This is a genomic window from Pseudoalteromonas sp. SR41-4, from assembly GCF_014163985.1.
Taxonomy (GTDB): domain Bacteria; phylum Pseudomonadota; class Gammaproteobacteria; order Enterobacterales; family Alteromonadaceae; genus Pseudoalteromonas; species Pseudoalteromonas rhizosphaerae.
Genome location: NZ_JACJEI010000007.1, coordinates 186,207 through 202,236 on the forward strand (window position 1 = coordinate 186,207; position 16,030 = coordinate 202,236).

At 41.4% G+C, this 16,030-nt stretch carries 12 protein-coding genes and 1 riboswitch; of the genes, 7 read left to right on the forward strand and 5 right to left on the reverse strand.

Going from position 1 to position 16,030, the window contains the following annotated elements:
- Nucleotides 1-159 precede the first annotated feature (159 nt).
- Nucleotides 160-1,053: a bifunctional GNAT family N-acetyltransferase/hotdog fold thioesterase gene (locus H5180_RS08170; protein ID WP_145237973.1), complete on the forward strand. Its 894-nt coding sequence runs from the start codon at nucleotides 160-162 to the stop codon at nucleotides 1,051-1,053.
- 52 nt (nucleotides 1,054-1,105) lie between these two features.
- On the opposite strand, the gene H5180_RS08175 is transcribed toward H5180_RS08170, so the two are convergent.
- The 5 genes from H5180_RS08175 to dapA form a co-directional block, all read right to left on the reverse strand.
- On the reverse strand, nucleotides 1,106-2,146 hold the full coding sequence (locus tag H5180_RS08175; protein ID WP_182758040.1) for a phospholipase A: 1,041 nt from the start codon (nucleotides 2,144-2,146) through the stop codon (nucleotides 1,106-1,108).
- 285 nt (nucleotides 2,147-2,431) lie between these two features.
- Nucleotides 2,432-3,553 carry a succinylglutamate desuccinylase/aspartoacylase family protein gene (locus H5180_RS08180; RefSeq protein WP_182718986.1) on the reverse strand — a complete coding sequence of 374 codons (1,122 nt, stop codon included), beginning with the start codon at nucleotides 3,551-3,553 and terminating at the stop codon, nucleotides 2,432-2,434.
- A 5-nt stretch (nucleotides 3,554-3,558) separates the two neighbouring features.
- On the reverse strand, nucleotides 3,559-4,764 hold the full coding sequence (locus H5180_RS08185; RefSeq protein ID WP_182732355.1) for a PLP-dependent decarboxylase: 1,206 nt from the start codon (nucleotides 4,762-4,764) through the stop codon (nucleotides 3,559-3,561).
- Nucleotides 4,764-5,504 (reverse strand): 2,3,4,5-tetrahydropyridine-2,6-dicarboxylate N-succinyltransferase, encoded by a 741-nt coding sequence (locus H5180_RS08190; RefSeq protein ID WP_182735693.1) that lies wholly within the window; start codon nucleotides 5,502-5,504, stop codon nucleotides 4,764-4,766. The genes H5180_RS08185 and H5180_RS08190 overlap by 1 nt, the downstream gene beginning before the upstream one ends.
- Nucleotides 5,505-5,519: 15 nt before the next feature.
- Nucleotides 5,520-6,404 (reverse strand): 4-hydroxy-tetrahydrodipicolinate synthase, encoded by an 885-nt coding sequence (gene dapA / locus H5180_RS08195; protein ID WP_145237988.1) that lies wholly within the window; start codon nucleotides 6,402-6,404, stop codon nucleotides 5,520-5,522.
- A gap of 132 nt (nucleotides 6,405-6,536) precedes the next feature.
- A riboswitch (Lysine riboswitch) is annotated at nucleotides 6,537-6,730 on the reverse strand.
- Between the two features lie 190 nt (nucleotides 6,731-6,920).
- Here dapA and H5180_RS08200 point away from each other — a divergent pair.
- The 6 genes from H5180_RS08200 (at nucleotide 6,921) to H5180_RS08225 (ending at nucleotide 15,718) form a co-directional block, all read left to right on the forward strand.
- A complete protein-coding gene (locus tag H5180_RS08200) occupies nucleotides 6,921-7,622 on the forward strand; it encodes a DNA-3-methyladenine glycosylase I (RefSeq protein ID WP_182732357.1) in 702 nt (233 codons plus the stop codon).
- A gap of 8 nt (nucleotides 7,623-7,630) precedes the next feature.
- Entirely contained in the window at nucleotides 7,631-9,046 is a 1,416-nt protein-coding gene (locus H5180_RS08205; RefSeq protein ID WP_182758041.1) for a YdiU family protein, read from the forward strand.
- Nucleotides 9,047-9,513: 467 nt separating this feature from the next.
- A complete protein-coding gene (locus H5180_RS08210; protein WP_145237997.1) occupies nucleotides 9,514-10,578 on the forward strand; it encodes an OmpA family protein in 1,065 nt (354 codons plus the stop codon).
- A gap of 277 nt (nucleotides 10,579-10,855) precedes the next feature.
- Nucleotides 10,856-13,453, forward strand: coding sequence for a bifunctional aconitate hydratase 2/2-methylisocitrate dehydratase (gene acnB, locus H5180_RS08215; RefSeq protein WP_182758042.1), 2,598 nt, complete (start codon nucleotides 10,856-10,858; stop codon nucleotides 13,451-13,453).
- Nucleotides 13,454-13,843: 390 nt separating this feature from the next.
- On the forward strand, nucleotides 13,844-14,476 hold the full coding sequence (locus H5180_RS08220) for a 2OG-Fe dioxygenase family protein (protein WP_145238003.1): 633 nt from the start codon (nucleotides 13,844-13,846) through the stop codon (nucleotides 14,474-14,476).
- 9 nt (nucleotides 14,477-14,485) lie between these two features.
- Nucleotides 14,486-15,718 carry a cysteine desulfurase-like protein gene (locus H5180_RS08225; RefSeq protein ID WP_182758043.1) on the forward strand — a complete coding sequence of 411 codons (1,233 nt, stop codon included), beginning with the start codon at nucleotides 14,486-14,488 and terminating at the stop codon, nucleotides 15,716-15,718.
- Nucleotides 15,719-16,030 lie beyond the last annotated feature (312 nt).

A 16,030-nucleotide genomic window follows, 5' to 3' on the forward strand; every position in this document is an offset into this window, starting at 1 on the left:
GGTAAAGCAGTTATTTTGCGTTGCTCACCAAAGTCGTATTCCAAGTTTTTACCAGATGGAGTATGGTAGTTTGCAAATAATAACTGACCGCATTTTTAGTTAGATAAACGCATCTTGAATTAGCAAGCGTTTGCGGCCTTGGTAGCAACAGGAGTGATTATGTTTCAGGTGACAACACCACAAAGTAGCGAAGATTGGCAAGCGTATTATCAATTACGTTGGCAAGTATTGCGCGCGCCTTGGAATGAACCGCGTGGTTCTGAGCAGGATGATTTAGAGCAAGATGCTGAGCATCGCTTTATTAAAAATAAAGAGGGGGCAGTGTTAGGTGTTGCACGACTGCATTTTAATAATCAACAACAAGCGCAAGTCCGTTATATGGCCGTTGCACAAGGTAACCGTAATCAACACATTGGTAGCCGTTTATTGCATGAGCTCGAGAAAATAGCCTGGACTCAAGACGCCGATGAGTTAGTTTTATTCGCTCGTGAACGAGCATTAGAATTTTACAAACGTCATGGTTATGAATTAAAAGAAAAGGCTCACTTAGCTTACGATGATGTACAACACTGGAAAATGGTGAAACAAAAACCGTCTGAGCCAGGCTGGTTCCGCCATCCCAATTGGACCCAAGTTCTGCAAAATACCTGGCGAGAATCTATTCCGATCAGCGATGCTATGGGCATTAAAGTTGAAAGTTACACTGATTGGCAATTTACCACCAGTGCAGATTTAAATGCGAACTTAAACTTGCATAACACTATGTTTGCTGGCTCTATTTATAGTTTAGCGACGTTAACCGGCTGGGGCGCGACTTATTTAGCACTCAAAGAAGCCGGGCTTGAAGGTAATATTGTGTTAGCTGATGCTAATATTAAATATTTAAAACCGCTTAATAACGACCCACGTGGCAGCGTTGATTTAAGCGGCTGTAAGGGTAAATTAGCCGAGTTAGAGTCAGAAGGTAAAGCGAGCTATGTAGTGCCAGTGGAAATCTACGATGGTGAGTTACTGGTTGCTGAGTTTGAAGGTACATTTAGAATTATTAAGTAGTTAGAATTCAGAGCAAACAAAAGATAAGGCCAAGCAATTGCTTGGCCTTTTTTTATAGTAAATCAGTTAATAATATACCCACGCCAATACGTTCTATGTCAGCGTTATAATCAATTAAACTTTCACCGTAGCCGTTGAAGTATTGGGCGTAACCGCGAACTCGGCCCCATAATGGGAATGACCAATCAAGCTGAATTGCACCGCGGTTATCTGAATTTAAATTATTGCGGGTCATAAAACTAAATTCATGATCATTAAGTCGATATGCACCGCTAAATTCAAAGTAACCCATGTATTTGTAAATATCAGGGTTATCATCACCTCTTGGATCTAATGGCGTTTCCTTCTCGCTTTCTGAAATACGGTACCAAGGTTTAAAGCTAAACACATAGCCATCGTTTTCCCACAAAAAGTTTGCATAAATACGGTTCCATGAGCGCGACTGAGGCTGACTATTACCGTTAGATTGATGCGAAATACCAAGGACTACTGCCATTTCGTCGCCCCATGGAACGTGCTTCTTATCTAAATAATTAACCCAAAAAATTTCTGGCTCATAGTTGGTCTCACGAAATGGTGAGGAGCTTTCTTTGTTATAAAGCTGCCAATATGACTGTAATGTAAAGGCAAAAAATATAGCCTGGTCTTCATCAGAAAAATCATCGAAAATAGGTACCTTAATTGAAAGCTGATATTTTGCTTCTAAGTTATCGAGTGGTTCATCTTGTTTTTCACCGGTTAGTTCGTCATACGCTTCAAACGAGCTATTGTTTGGGTGGGATACATAAGAAACAGGTAAAATGTAGTTACGTTTGTGTGGGGTAATAACATTACGGTTTTCTTTACTTACTTCTTCGCGTGCTTGGCGCTTATCGAGTGCGGTAAGTTGTTTGCTTTCATCAAGTGATGAGCATTTTTCACGCAGTTGTGCTAGCGTCATCTCGCCAGCCCCGCCAATTGCCTCATTTAAAATACATTGCTTTACTAGCTCGACATCATCATCTTGCTCGTTGGTTTTTGCTGTTGATTCTGATTGTGCGAATACAGTGCTTGATAATAGTGCAGTAAATAGGATCCCATAGTGCCAAGTCATTATTATTCCTTTGATAAAATCAAATAGAGAGTAGCTATTGTGTTTTTCGTAAATGAGAATAGGCTAATTTCAGTATCATAAAACGACTAAGATACCTATCCCATACATTTATCCAGCATTTACTGTAACTGAATATCAGTGAATTGTTACTGAACTTACGTGATTGTGGCGCTTTTCGATCATAAATACAAAGAAAAAGCGGCCGAAGCCGCTTGTTCGATGCACTTTTTCCAATTGGATAATCGTGCTCTCACGCAATGAGAAGGGGTGAGCTTGATATAAAAATTAAAGCTCAAATACGTTAGTAAAGAATTTATATAGTTCGGTGCCTTGGTTTACGCTTGCTGAAGCAAAATGCAAAATCGCGATGGCGTCACAATCAAGTGTTAGGGTTTGTAATGGTTGCTCTGCGAGGTAGCGCTCCATTCGCAATACTCTAGCAATCGGCTCGCCAGCTTTGATATGGCCGCCAAGTGGCGCTATATACTCAACCATGCCGCCCATAGGTGCATAGTAAGCAAGGTAATCATTTAAATCACAGCCGTAGCGCTTCATTACTTTTGGCTGATAGGGGGCATCAACGAATACCTGCTTATGATTTAGGTAACTTAAAATACTATTAGCATCATCAAGGGCCGCAGTTAAATCGATTTTTTCTTGGCTGCCGAGTTCGACCGTAAAAGCTTCAACTTGAACATTAAATTCACGCCCTTGTTGAGCTAATGCCTCGGTTAATTGCCACCATGGGCAAAAACTTGCTTCATCCATTGCTCCTGCAAAATCATTAGGGATGATTAATACATGAGGAATATTAAAGTAGTTGGCACTGGCCTTGGCATAATCTGGGCAATATAAATGCTGACTCGAAATGGGGCCTGTGTGTAAGTCGAGCACGATATCAGCTTGGTGTGCCAACTTTTGCAAGTTAAGTGCAATGCGTTTGCCTGTAGTTAGGCGATAAGCTGGACCGCTTAGTTGTTGGTCTACTTCATCAATCAGTGCGGCTTTAAACTCACTTTTTAAGGTTTGCTCATCGGCATCACTATATTGCTCAGCAAATTGGCTCGCGAGCTTACTATTGCAGTGATACATGCGGTTCCAGTTGGTGCCGGTGATTGGATCAAAACGACCAAGGGTGAATTCGCCCGATTTTTGATTGCAACCAATTGGGTTCGCGTAAGGCACCAGGGTGATATCGCCTTTGAGTTCAAGATGCTTAAGCTGCTCAAGTAATTGGTAAATAACCGCATTGCCTTGTACTTCTGCACCGTGCATATTAGCTTGCACATACACACTTGGCCCAGTGCCATCGCCTTTTAAACGATAGACAGGAATTGTGAGCGGTAGGCCGTTGGCAACTTCACCAACTACTATGTTTTCTTGGCTTATAGCTTTAGTCGTACTCATCTCAATTACCTTAAGTAGTAGCTGGCATCTTCAGCTGTGCGAATACAGTTAAGCTCGCCATTTTGTAATGTGTATTCAGCGGCTAGCTCATGACATAAAAAATACGGCATACTTTCGGTAAAGCCGTACGCGCCACATTGGCTAAACACCAGCCAGTCTTGCTCATTTAAATCACTAGGTAATTGGTGTTCACCTAAGCAATCAAGTGCTGTACATAATGGCCCATATAAGCTCATAGTTTGGTATGCAGCAGTTGAGTCTCGTAATAATCGTGCCGGGAAATCTTGGCTGGTGACTGCAGGGCGCAATAAATGATTAATACCGCCGCTTAAGATCACTTGTTGTTGGGCATAGTTAAGTTTTCGCTCAACGACAGGTGTTGCGTAATGACCGCATTCGCCCACAGCATAACGGCCAAGCTCCATCCAGAGTTCTTGTACGCCTGCGGCATTCTTAATGTCAGCTAATGCATCAATGAGCGCATCCCAACTTAAGGTTGGTGCATCAAGAGTGTAAGGAATACCTAAACCACCGCCTAAGTCGAGTACTTTTAAGTGAATACCTAAGTCGTTGGCAAGCTTTGTTAGCGGTGCAATCATTTGTGACCAAAGTTCAGCTAGCTTGTCGCTGCTGAGCATGTTGCCCCATTGAAAAATATGCAGGCCATCAAAGCTAAGCGCTGGGTAGTCGCTAGTATTTAGCGCTTGCCATTCATCGCAACCTAAACCAAATGGAGTAAGGCTATCGCCACCAAGTGGGTTTTTTTCCCCTTCAGGCCAGCGTAATTGCACTCGCAGTAATACCTGTAACTGACAGTTTTGTAAGCTTGCTTGCTCGTTAAGCCAGCGTACTTGATTAAGGCTTTCGGCAACAAAGGTACGTACGCCGCGCGCAATAAAGTGTTTAATTTGTTTTGGGCTTTTGGCAGGCCCTGTATTGAGCACGCGCTCGCTGTTAATACCTTGTGCCAGAACTTGCTCAAGTTCGCCTTTACTTGCTACATCAAAGTTAAAACCCACGTTATCTAAGCTTTGAATGACTTTAGATAATGGATTAGCTTTTACGGCATACCACAGTTTTACCTCAGTTTGCGCCACTAATCGCGTTAAGTGTGCGTTTAATGTATCAAGGTCGTAAATAAAAAATGGTGTATCAAGCGTAGTTGATAGCTCATCAATGGCGGTTTTAACTGGCGTGCTCAAAAAGCTCATTAACGTAAAACCTCTTCAAGCAGCAATGATGCATCACTTTGTTCATCACGGTATTTTACAATTAATGCACACGACATACTTAATCCTTGCTCGCGGGCCCAAGTATTAGAAGCTGGACGAGAGCCTGGAATAACAATCGCGTATTCAGGAATAGGCTCGCCTTTAGCCAGCTGGCGCTCATTAACACAGTCATAAACTGGAATAGTTGCTGATAAGCGTACACCTGGTGCGAGCACCGCGCCTTTTTTCACTACTACGCCTTCAACAATCACGCAACCTGCACCGATGAATGCATCGTCTTCTACCACCACCGGGCTTGCACCAATAGGTTCAAGTACACCGCCTAGTTGTACTGCAGCGCTTAAATGTACATTTTTACCTACTTGCGCACACGACCCCACTAACGCGTGGCTATCAACCATAGTGCCTTCATCGATAAACGCACCAATGTTTACATATGCTGGTGGCATAATAATCGTGCCCTTAGCAACGTGTGCGCCACGGCGAACGCTTGAGCCACCAGGTACCATACGCACTCCTGCATCGGCTGCAAAACCTTGTGGTGCTAAATTGTGTTTATCAACAAAGCCACCTGGAAATTCGGTATTAGTGCCATTTTTAAACGCTTCTAAAATACCTTGTTTTACTGCAACGTTAGCATGCCATTGGCCGTTGTCGTCTTGTGTTGCTGCGCGCACTGCGCCCGATTCTAAATTATTTAGTAGTTCTAACCAGCTCATTATAAAAACCTGTATTTAATGCCAAGATAAAATGGTGTTGTTTGCGTTGTTAATACAATCAGTTTGCGTTAACTCAAGATGCGTCAAAGGTGGACGTAAGTACGGGCTGTTAATTCGCCCTTGTAAATGCATCAATACTTTGACGGGGATAGGGTTTGCGACAGCAAACAAGCTTTGAATGGCTTGTGACCAGTCGGCAAATAAATTGGGGTGTTGACCGCTGAGACTTCGTTTTACAAACTCATGGGTTTGCACAGGCCATGCATTAGCAGCCACAGAGACTAAACCTTTTGCGCCAGCCTGGGCAAAGTAAGGCATCAGTGCATCGTCACCGCTAAAAATAGCTAAATTAGGTGCGACTTTTCTAAAACCTTCAAATTTAGCAATGTCGCCACTGGCTTCTTTGAGTGCCCACAAGTTTTTATGGTCTTTTAAGTTGCTAATTACGGCCGATGGAATATCAACAGCACTGCGCCCTGGTACGTTATAAAGCATGCAAGGATGTTTACTGGTATTAAGTAAGCTTTCAAACCAATGTGTTTGGCCTACTACGCCGGGCTTAGCGTATAAGGGAGTGCCCAGTAAATAGCTATGAATGGGTAACTGATTACAGTATTCAACCCAGGCAATTTGTTGCTTTAGGTTTATACCGCCTACTGCAACCATCAGTGGTACTGTTGGCGTTAATTGGCACACGTGTTCAACAATCGCTTGTTGCTCTTTGAGTGTTAGTGCGAGGCCTTCGCCAGTGCTACCAAGTAATAAAATACCATTGTTAGCCACTTGCTGCTGTGCAACTAACTGATCAAGAGTGGCATAGTCGACTTCACCAGCGTCAGTAAATGGCGTGACGAGTGCCGTCCACAAAGGGTAGTCATTTAAATTGAAGTTATTGATCATCTCTCACGAACTTATAAGTGATTCGAGGAGTTAATAAGCTTTTATGATTGGAGCCACATTAACGTCGTTCGAACTAATAATTCGAAGAGCGAATGGGCTTAATATAATAGGGCGCTATGGCCTTATTACGCTAAGACCAGAAGCTCTCCACCAAATATTTTAACAGCCAAGCTGTTATTGGTGACAGTCGCTGGGATTCAACCCAGTCGCCCGAAGTAAAACTTCACAAAAAGTGTTACTTCTCGGCGTTAATTCCCCTCACGTATGATCACTGGAGTGTGTGCTCCTCACATACGTTACCTGAATAACGCACCTCTTCTAGCCCATGGTGTAAGTTTTATCGTTTAAAACTCACACCTTTAATAGGGGTAATACGGAAGATTAAAGCATTTTAGCCGTCTAGGTGTCAAGGCTGGATATTTTTAAGTTTATTTTTAGCTGCAATGTGCTCCTGACATTTTTTTACAACGTAAATAGCGTTACAGTAAGCGTAATAACAAGCAGTGGTAGTGAGTAATGGAAAAATTTCAAGATATATATCAACGAGCGGCACAGCGAAAAGGTAGCGAAGTAATGTTACAGCACTTACTTGTTGCCCCTCAAAATGCAAAGCAATTAACTGCTTTACCTGATGATGCATGGCTTGAAGAGTTTACCCGCAAAATTTTTCAAAGTGGTTTTTATTGGTCAGTGATCAACAATAAATGGCCAGGTTTTCGGGAAGTATTTTGGGATTTTAGTGTGGCTAAATTATTAATGATGCCGCCAGATATGCTTGAGCAAAAAGCCACCGATGAGCGAATCGTTCGTAACTTTAAAAAAGTGCAAACGATCCCAGAAAATGCGTATATGATCCATGAAGTGGCAAGTGAACATGGCAGTTTTAGTCAGTTTATTGCAGATTGGCCGAGCGACGATATTATTGGTTTGTGGGGGTATTTAAAAAAGCATGGTGCGCGTTTAGGTGGTAACACCGGCCCTTATGCATTGCGAACCTTAGGGAAAGACACTTTTTTATTCTCGCGTGATGTAGAAAGTTATCTCCGTGCTCATAAGATAATTGATGGCGGTTTACAAACTAAAAAGTCACTTACCAGCGCTCAACATTTTTTTAATGAATTGCAGCAACAAAGCGGATTAAGCCTTCAAGAGCTCAGTTTGTTAGTTGCATACAGCGTGGGCGATAATCGCGTTGGCATACAAACAACCCAAGCCTAAGGAATACTATGAAATTAGTTGCTCGTTACACCCAGATTGCTGATGATTTTGCTGTGGCTGATCAGCCAAGTGCTGTTATTGCTCCAAACTTACTGCTGTGGAACGATACGTTAGCTAGGCAGTTTAATATTGAGGTTGCCACATCAGAACGTGCGGTAATTTTTTCTGGTAATCTTAATAACAGCGATGTTGCTGCTGTGGCATTAGGTTACTCAGGGCATCAATTTGGACATTTTTCACCGCGTTTAGGTGATGGGCGAGCACATTTATTAGGGGCTGTCACTGATCAGCAGCAACAGCTTTGGGACATTCAACTCAAAGGTTCTGGTGCTACGCCATTTTCACGAGGAGGTGATGGCCGTTGCGCAATCGGTCCTGCGGTACGTGAATATATAATGAGTGAGGCAATGCACGGGCTTGGCATACCGACGACACGTTGTTTGGCAGTTGTTGCCAGTGGTGAAACAGTTTACCGTCAACCACCACAACAAGGAGCCATTGTTACCCGCGTTGCTAGTAGTCATATACGTGTCGGTTCGTTTCAGTATTTAGCTGCGCAAGGTGATGTTACTGGTTTAAAAACTTTAGCTGATTTAGCTATTGAGCGTCATTATCCTGAGATAAAGTCTACGGGCTCTGCGCGTTATTTGGCATTTTTAACTGCGGTGATTGAAAAGCAAGTTAGCCTGATTGTTAGCTGGATGCGCGTTGGTTTTATTCATGGAGTAATGAATACTGATAATACGCTCGTCAGTGGTGAGACCATCGATTATGGCCCTTGTGCAATGATGAATCAGTTTGATTTTGATACTGTATTTAGTTCTATTGATCGCCAAGGCCGCTATGCTTTTGGCAATCAACCTAATATTGCTAATTGGAATTGTGCACGTTTAGCTGAAAGTTTAATTCCTTTAATTAGCGATGACGAAGAGCAGGCTGTTGAGCTACTAAGCCCATTAATAAATGGTTTTGCTGAGCAGTTTCATCAAGCTTTTACACAGATGTGGGCGAAAAAGTTGGGCTTTGATGGTCATCAAGATGGTGATGCTGAATTAGTATCCGAGTTATTAACTTTACTGAAAACTCATCAGCTTGATTACACCAATACTTTTGACTCCTTAACAGAATCACTGCAAGGTCAGACTGCTATTCCGAGTGACTTGGCTGGTTGGTCTATTAAGTGGTTAGCCAGAACAAATACGCAAAGCTATCAGCTGATGCGCCAAGCCAACCCACGCTTGATCCCGCGTAATCATATCGTTGAAAGCATAATACAGCAGTATGAAAGTACTGGTGAAAGCAGCATGTTAGATGAATATTTAACGGCCTTGAGGTCGCCTTACCAATTGTTGGCAAGCCCTGCATTTTGGTACTCACCGCCTGTCGATATGGACACTAATTACCAAACATTTTGTGGTACATAATAACAGCATCAATTATTGTTATTTGTCGCTGTTCGTAAATTGAACGGATACGAACGAATTGATGCTACTTATTCATCCAGATCTTTAGTTAAAAGCTGTTATTTATTAATAATTATAAGAAATAAATATGCTTAGCTACTTGTTGATTTAAAATTAACCAATATAATGCACCCATTAACTTCAGCATTTAAATTTTTAAAGCCAAATATATTGGAAACGTTGTTTCTGAAATAGTAGTGATAGCAATTACAATGCTGACAATCGATGTATGTGTAAGTTAGGTAAAGTCTTTTATCTGAACTATAATGTAGAGCGCTTTATTCTAATAAATATTTAAATTGCAAAATATATGCATTTAAACGTTTTTGTTAAGTAATGATTAACTAAAGATACGGTACTCTGTAATCAAACTTATTGAGCTAGGGTTTCTTAGCTACAATTTTAATTGTGAAAATGGGAAGGAAACAATGAAATTAAAATCACTTACTATTGCTTTAGCACTAGCTGCAACTAGCGCTTCAAGCTTCGCGGCTGAAAAAGAAGGTTTCTTTATCGGTGCTTTTGGCGATTATTATGATGCTTCATGGGAAAATGTCCGTGGTAGCGCAGGTACTAACGTTGATGATTCAACTGGTTGGGGTGCGGAAATTGGTTATCGTTTTAACGATTACTGGAGCGCGCGCTTAGAATATGCTGATATGGATTTTGACATTTCAAATGTAAATCCTGCTATGAACGCAACAAGCATGGACGGCGATCGTTTAGGTATTGATGGTCTTTATCACATCAACGGCGGCCCTTTCTATGGTATTTTCGGTCTTAAACAAATCGATATTACAGAAAACCTAACTTTTGCTAATGTGGGTGCTGGTTACCAACATTATTTCACTGATAATTTCGCATTTAATGCTGAAACATCTATTTACCAAGGCCTTGACCGTGGTTACACAGATGTAGGTGCTAAACTTGGCCTTAGCTATTTATTTGGTAAGCAAAGTTCAGCAGCTGAGCCAGTTAAAGCTGCTCCAGCTCCAGCTACAGTAGTACCTGTAGCGGTTGCTCCTGTTGATAGCGATGGTGATAACATCCCTGATGCAGATGACCAATGTGCAAACACACCAATGACAGATGCTGTTGATGGAACAGGTTGTACTCTATATGAAGACCGTGAAGTAACTAAGAGCTTGTTAGTAACATTCCCTAACAATGCGTCGGTTGTTGCTGGCAAATATGACAGCGGTATTGAAAAAGTTGCAGGCTTCTTAAAAGAGCACACAGATACAACAGTATTACTTGAAGGTCATTCTTCTGCTGTTGGTAAAGCAGATTACAACAAGTGGTTATCTAAAAAGCGTGCTGATGCAGTTGCTGCTAAGCTAATTGCTGATGGCATTGCTGCAGATCGTATTACTACTGTTGGTCTAGGCGAAGAGCGTCTTAAAAATACAGACAACACACCTGCTGCACACGCGGAAAACCGTCGTGTAGAAGCACACATTAAGTCAATTGAACGCGTGAAAGTTGAGCGTTAATAGCATTTGATTTATTAAAAACCCGGCAATATGCTGGGTTTTTTTATGCCTAATAAAATAGTAATGATTCGCAGTTAATTAACATTCATGTGAATGGTGTTTTCCTTTTTGACTATTCATAGTATTTATAGTGAGTATAAAATTTTGCTTGATTGCATGGACTTTCATCTATATTTAAAAGCTTTATAATTAATCGTCAGAATACTATAAGTATTGAGTAATTTTTCGCGAGAACGCGTATTACTGAATACTTTCACGTCACCAAGAGGGCAATATTGTGCTAGAAGATTATCGTAAACACGTAGAAGAACGTGCCGCGTTAGGTATCGTACCAGCGCCATTGGATGCTCAGCAAACGGCTGATCTTATCGAGCTAGTTAAAACACCAACTGCAGGTGAAGAAGAGTTTATTTTAGACTTATTAGTAAATCGCGTGCCGCCAGGTGTGGATGACGCAGCTTACATCAAAGCTGGTTTTTTAGCCGCAGTTGCTAAAGGTGAGGCAACTTCACCACTAATTTCAAAAGAAAAAGCAGCTGAACTATTAGGCACAATGCTTGGCGGTTACAACATCGCCCCCATGATTGAGCTACTTGACGAAGAAGCGCTTGCGCCAATCGTTGTTAAAGGTCTTGCAAATACGTTATTAATGTTTGATGCATTTTATGACGTTGAAGAAAAAGCAAAAGCGGGTAATGAATACGCTAAGCAAATTATTGAATCTTGGGCTGCTGCAGAATGGTTTACCAATAAACCTGCGGTTGCTGAAAAAATCTCAGTTACGGTATTCAAAGTAACTGGCGAAACAAATACTGATGATTTATCACCAGCGCCAGACGCATGGTCACGTCCTGATATTCCATTGCATGCTTTAGCAATGCTAAAAATTGAGCGTGACGGTATTACACCTGATAAAGCTGGTGAAGTTGGCCCAATTACACAACTTGAAGAATTAAAAACGAAAGGCTTACCACTTGCCTACGTAGGTGATGTTGTTGGTACTGGCTCTTCTCGTAAGTCAGCAACTAACTCTGTACTTTGGTTTATGGGCGATGATATCCCGTTTGTACCAAACAAGCGTGTTGGCGGTGTATGTTTAGGTAATAAAATTGCGCCAATCTTCTTCAACACAATGGAAGATTCAGGCGCATTACCAATCGAATTAAATGTTGATGAACTTAACATGGGTGAGCAAATCGATATCTTCCCTTACGAAGGTGTTGTTAAGCGTCACGGTACTGATGAAATTATTTCTACTTTTGAACTTAAATCTGAGGTAATTTTAGATGAAGTTCGTGCTGGTGGTCGTATCCCACTAATCATTGGTCGTGGTTTAACTGACAAAGCGCGTACATCTCTTGGCTTGGGTGCAACTGATGTATTTAAAGTACCAACAGCAACAGAAGTTTCTGATAAAGGCTTCACACTAGCGCAAAAAATGGTTGGTAAAGCATGTAACGTTGCAGGTATTCGCCCTGGTCAATACTGTGAGCCTAAAATGACTACTGTTGGTTCGCAAGATACAACCGGTCCTATGACGCGTGATGAACTTAAAGATTTAGCGTGTTTAGGTTTCTCTGCAGATTTAACAATGCAGTCTTTCTGTCATACATCAGCTTACCCTAAACCTATTGATGTAAATACTCACCATACGCTTCCTGATTTCATCATGAACCGTGGCGGTGTTTCACTTCGCCCAGGTGACGGTATTATCCACTCATGGTTAAACCGTATGTTATTACCAGATACCGTCGGTACTGGTGGTGATTCACATACACGTTTCCCATTAGGCATTTCATTCCCAGCGGGGTCGGGTGCAGTAGCATTCGCAGCAGCAACTGGTGTAATGCCACTTGATATGCCTGAATCAATTTTAGTCCGTTTTAAAGGCGAAATGCAGCCTGGTATCACATTACGTGACCTAGTACATGCAATCCCTTACTACGGTATTAAGCAAGGCTTATTAACCGTTGAGAAAAAAGGAAAAATTAACGAATTCTCTGGTCGAGTACTAGAAATTGAAGGCGTTGAGCACCTAACTGTTGAGCAAGCATTTGAATTATCTGATGCATCTGCAGAGCGTTCGGCGGCAGGTTGTACTGTTAAGTTATCTAAAGAATCTATTTCTGAATACCTAGAATCAAACATTGTTATGCTGAAGTGGATGATCTCTGAAGGTTACGGTGATGTACGTACGATTGAACGTCGTGTTACGGCAATGCAAGAGTGGTTAGCTAACCCAGAACTTATGGAAGCTGATAAAGACGCTGAGTACGCTCATATAGTTGATATCGATTTAGCCGAAATTAAAGAGCCAGTTCTTTGTGCACCAAATGATCCAGATGATGCGCGTCTTCTTTCTGATGTTGCAGGCGAGAAAATTGATGAAGTATTCATCGGCTCTTGTATGACTAACATTGGTCACTTCCGTGCTGCTGGTAAGTTGCTTGATGGCTTTAAAGGTCAATTACCGACTCAGCTTTGGGTTGCTCCACCAACTAAAATGGATAAAGACCAACTTACAGAAGAAGGTTATTACGGTATTTTTGGTCGTGTTGGCGCACGTATCGAAACTCCAGGTTGTTCACTATGTATGGGTAACCAAGCACGTGTTGCAGATCAAGCAACAGTTGTGTCTACCTCTACACGTAACTTCCCGAACCGTTTAGGTAATGGTGCAAACGTATTTTTAGCTTCATCTGAACTTGCTGCAATCGCTGCAATTTTAGGTAGATTACCAACATCTGCTGAGTATCAAGAATATGCTGCGAAGATTAATGCAACAGCATCAGATACATACCGTTACTTGAACTTCCATCGCATGCCTGCTTACACTAAAAAAGCAGACAACGTGATTATTCAACAAGCTGTTTAATTTTAACTCGTTTGTATATGACAGCCTGCTTAGCAGGCTTTTTTATTAGGGATGCTGAAATATTATTCGTATTTAGTTGAACATTAAGAATGTGGCGCTACAACCTACCTTACCAGCCTGCGACTAAGTTGAACTTGTAGTTGAAGATTGAAAAATAAATATGAGGTTAGTTGGACTCTTTAAGTGTTTTTGTTGTTGATGTTTATAAATAGAAATTCCATTGGTCATTTTGTTGTTAGATTAAAATTTCATTATGATGATATTTTAGATCTTAAAATTCTACTTTAACCTTACTTTAATCAAGTAAAGACGCAAAAAATCCTCTCTAATTGCATTAAAATCCCCTTCAATATTTATGAGTTAGTCTCTTATTTTTTAGGTGATATTTTTATGACAGCATTAAACAACCAGAACCTATTACAACTTCGCTTTGTAAACCAAGCTCATATTGAGGCTGTTAAGCCATCGTTTGCTAATCTTCCGGCTAACCCGTATGCCGACGGTGCGTTTCGTAAACGCCGTTACTCAGTAATTAAAGTGCAAAATGATGAACTTGTTTTACAAGCCACAAAAGCATTTGTGCAAGATGATTCAATCAATACTTTCCAAGGTAATGTTGAGCGCACTTACGAAAATTTAGAGCCGAGTTTATTGGCAAGCGAAGGGATGAAAAGTATCGTCAATGAGTTTCGTGCCATTACCGGTATTAGCGAAGAGCGTGATATTGAAATTCATCAATTTCGTATGCTTGCTATTGAAAGTGATACGCCGCCTGCGCCAGAAGGTATTCATCAAGATGGCTTTGATCACGTTTGTATTTGTGGTGTATCGCACGAAAACTTAGAAGGTGGTGAGTTGTTGGTGTATGAAAATAAGCAAGCTGAGCCTTGTTTTAAAATGGAAATTAAAGACGGTATGTTTGCATTAATTAATGACCGTGAAGTTTGGCATAACGCAACACCGATGAATAAAATTGATGACACAAAAGCGGGTTATCTTGACTGCTTCGTACTGACAGCTTAAGGAATAGCAATGAACTTAACACAATTACGCCGCCAATTTCCGGCCCTAATGCAGCAAGTAGCTGGTAAGTCACCAATATTTTTAGATGGCCCGGGTGGCTCACAAGTGCCACAGCCTGTTTTGAGTGCAATGTCGGCTTATTTAGGTTATTACAACTCGAATTTAGGCGGTGCATTTTTTTCGAGTGAAAAAACCGTTGAGTTAATGGCTGATGCGCGCCAAGCGGCTGCTGATTTACTTAATTCCCCATCGCGCGATCAAATTGTATTCGGTGCGAATATGACTAGCCTTACTTTTAGCTTTAGCCGTGCGATTTCTCGTGATTGGCAAGCGGGTGATGAGATTATCGTGACCAATGCAGATCACTTCTCAAATGTATCCTCTTGGCAGCAGGCTGCAGAAGATAAAGGCGCAAAGGTTAATACTGTATTGATTAACGAAGCTGATTGCAGCTTAGATTTAGCGCATTTTACAAGCTTACTGAGTACTAAAACCAAATTAGTAGCCGTTACTTATGCATCAAACACTACTGGCTCTATAAACGACATTAAACGTATTGTTGAAATGGCTCATAGGGTAGGTGCTTTGGTGTATGTGGATGCTGTGCATTATGCGCCACATGAGCTGATTGATGTTCAAGCACTTGATTGTGATTTTTTGGCCTGCTCTGCGTATAAGTTTTTCGGCCCACATTTAGGTATGGTGTACGCTAAGCGTGAGCACCTTGAAGAGTTTAGACCATACAAAGTCGAGCCTGCCAAAGATGTTATTCCTGGGCGCTGGGAAACCGGCACGCAAAGCTTTGAAGCACTCGCAGGTTTAATTGCTGCTGTTGACTACATTGCAGATATTAGTGAGCTTGATAGTAGCTATTCACGCCGCGATAAATTAGCTTCTGCTTTTGCAAAAACTAAACAGCATGAAATGGCGTTAAGTGAGTACTTCCTTACTCGACTAGTTAACTATCCTAAGATCAAACTATTTGGTATTGATGATTTAGATCGTTTAGCTGAACGTACCCCAACTTTTGCTTTAACCTTTGCAGGGCTTGAGCCACGTCAGGTGTCTGAGTTTTTAGGTAAGCAACATATATGTGTGTGGGATGGTAACTTCTACGCTCAGGGCTTATGCAAGCAATTGGGTGTATTGGATACTGGCGGCGTTGTACGCATTGGTTGCATGCACTACAACACCATCGAAGAGCTAGATAAGTTATTTGATTTGTTTGATGAACTGATTTAAAGCTATAAGTTATAATTAGAGCTATAAGTCATAAGCTGTAAGTTTTAAGCGACCAGAGCGCTTGGTAAGCCTTGACATAAAATCTGAATTGAGTAGATTTTTGGCTTACCGCTTACCGCTTAGCGCTGACCGCGCACCGATTACTGCTCAGCGCTTTCCTATAACCCCCACCCCGTTAAAATATATTTATTACACGTTACTGGCTTACGCTCACCACGAACAGTATAAAACTACCCTGTGTCAATCTCCCTATTACCTTTTTCCGCTGCCATTTTACCATTTACATATTAAGACTCGGTTTTACCGCTTTCT

What these genes read in the sequence shown, in the direction of transcription:
- H5180_RS08210 (WP_145237997.1), top strand. Translation starts at nt 9,514, where the DNA reads ATGAAATTAAAATCACTTACTATTGCTTTAGCACTAGCTGCAACTAGC.
- H5180_RS08185 (WP_182732355.1), bottom strand. Translation starts at nt 4,764, where the DNA reads ATGAGCTTTTTGAGCACGCCAGTTAAAACCGCCATTGATGAGCTATCA.
- H5180_RS08170 (WP_145237973.1), top strand. Translation starts at nt 160, where the DNA reads ATGTTTCAGGTGACAACACCACAAAGTAGCGAAGATTGGCAAGCGTAT.
- H5180_RS08205 (WP_182758041.1), top strand. Translation starts at nt 7,631, where the DNA reads ATGAAATTAGTTGCTCGTTACACCCAGATTGCTGATGATTTTGCTGTG.
- H5180_RS08175 (WP_182758040.1), bottom strand. Translation starts at nt 2,146, where the DNA reads ATGACTTGGCACTATGGGATCCTATTTACTGCACTATTATCAAGCACT.
- H5180_RS08180 (WP_182718986.1), bottom strand. Translation starts at nt 3,553, where the DNA reads ATGAGTACGACTAAAGCTATAAGCCAAGAAAACATAGTAGTTGGTGAA.
- H5180_RS08225 (WP_182758043.1), top strand. Translation starts at nt 14,486, where the DNA reads ATGAACTTAACACAATTACGCCGCCAATTTCCGGCCCTAATGCAGCAA.
- H5180_RS08190 (WP_182735693.1), bottom strand. Translation starts at nt 5,504, where the DNA reads ATGAGCTGGTTAGAACTACTAAATAATTTAGAATCGGGCGCAGTGCGC.
- dapA (WP_145237988.1), bottom strand. Translation starts at nt 6,404, where the DNA reads ATGATCAATAACTTCAATTTAAATGACTACCCTTTGTGGACGGCACTC.
- H5180_RS08200 (WP_182732357.1), top strand. Translation starts at nt 6,921, where the DNA reads ATGGAAAAATTTCAAGATATATATCAACGAGCGGCACAGCGAAAAGGT.
- H5180_RS08220 (WP_145238003.1), top strand. Translation starts at nt 13,844, where the DNA reads ATGACAGCATTAAACAACCAGAACCTATTACAACTTCGCTTTGTAAAC.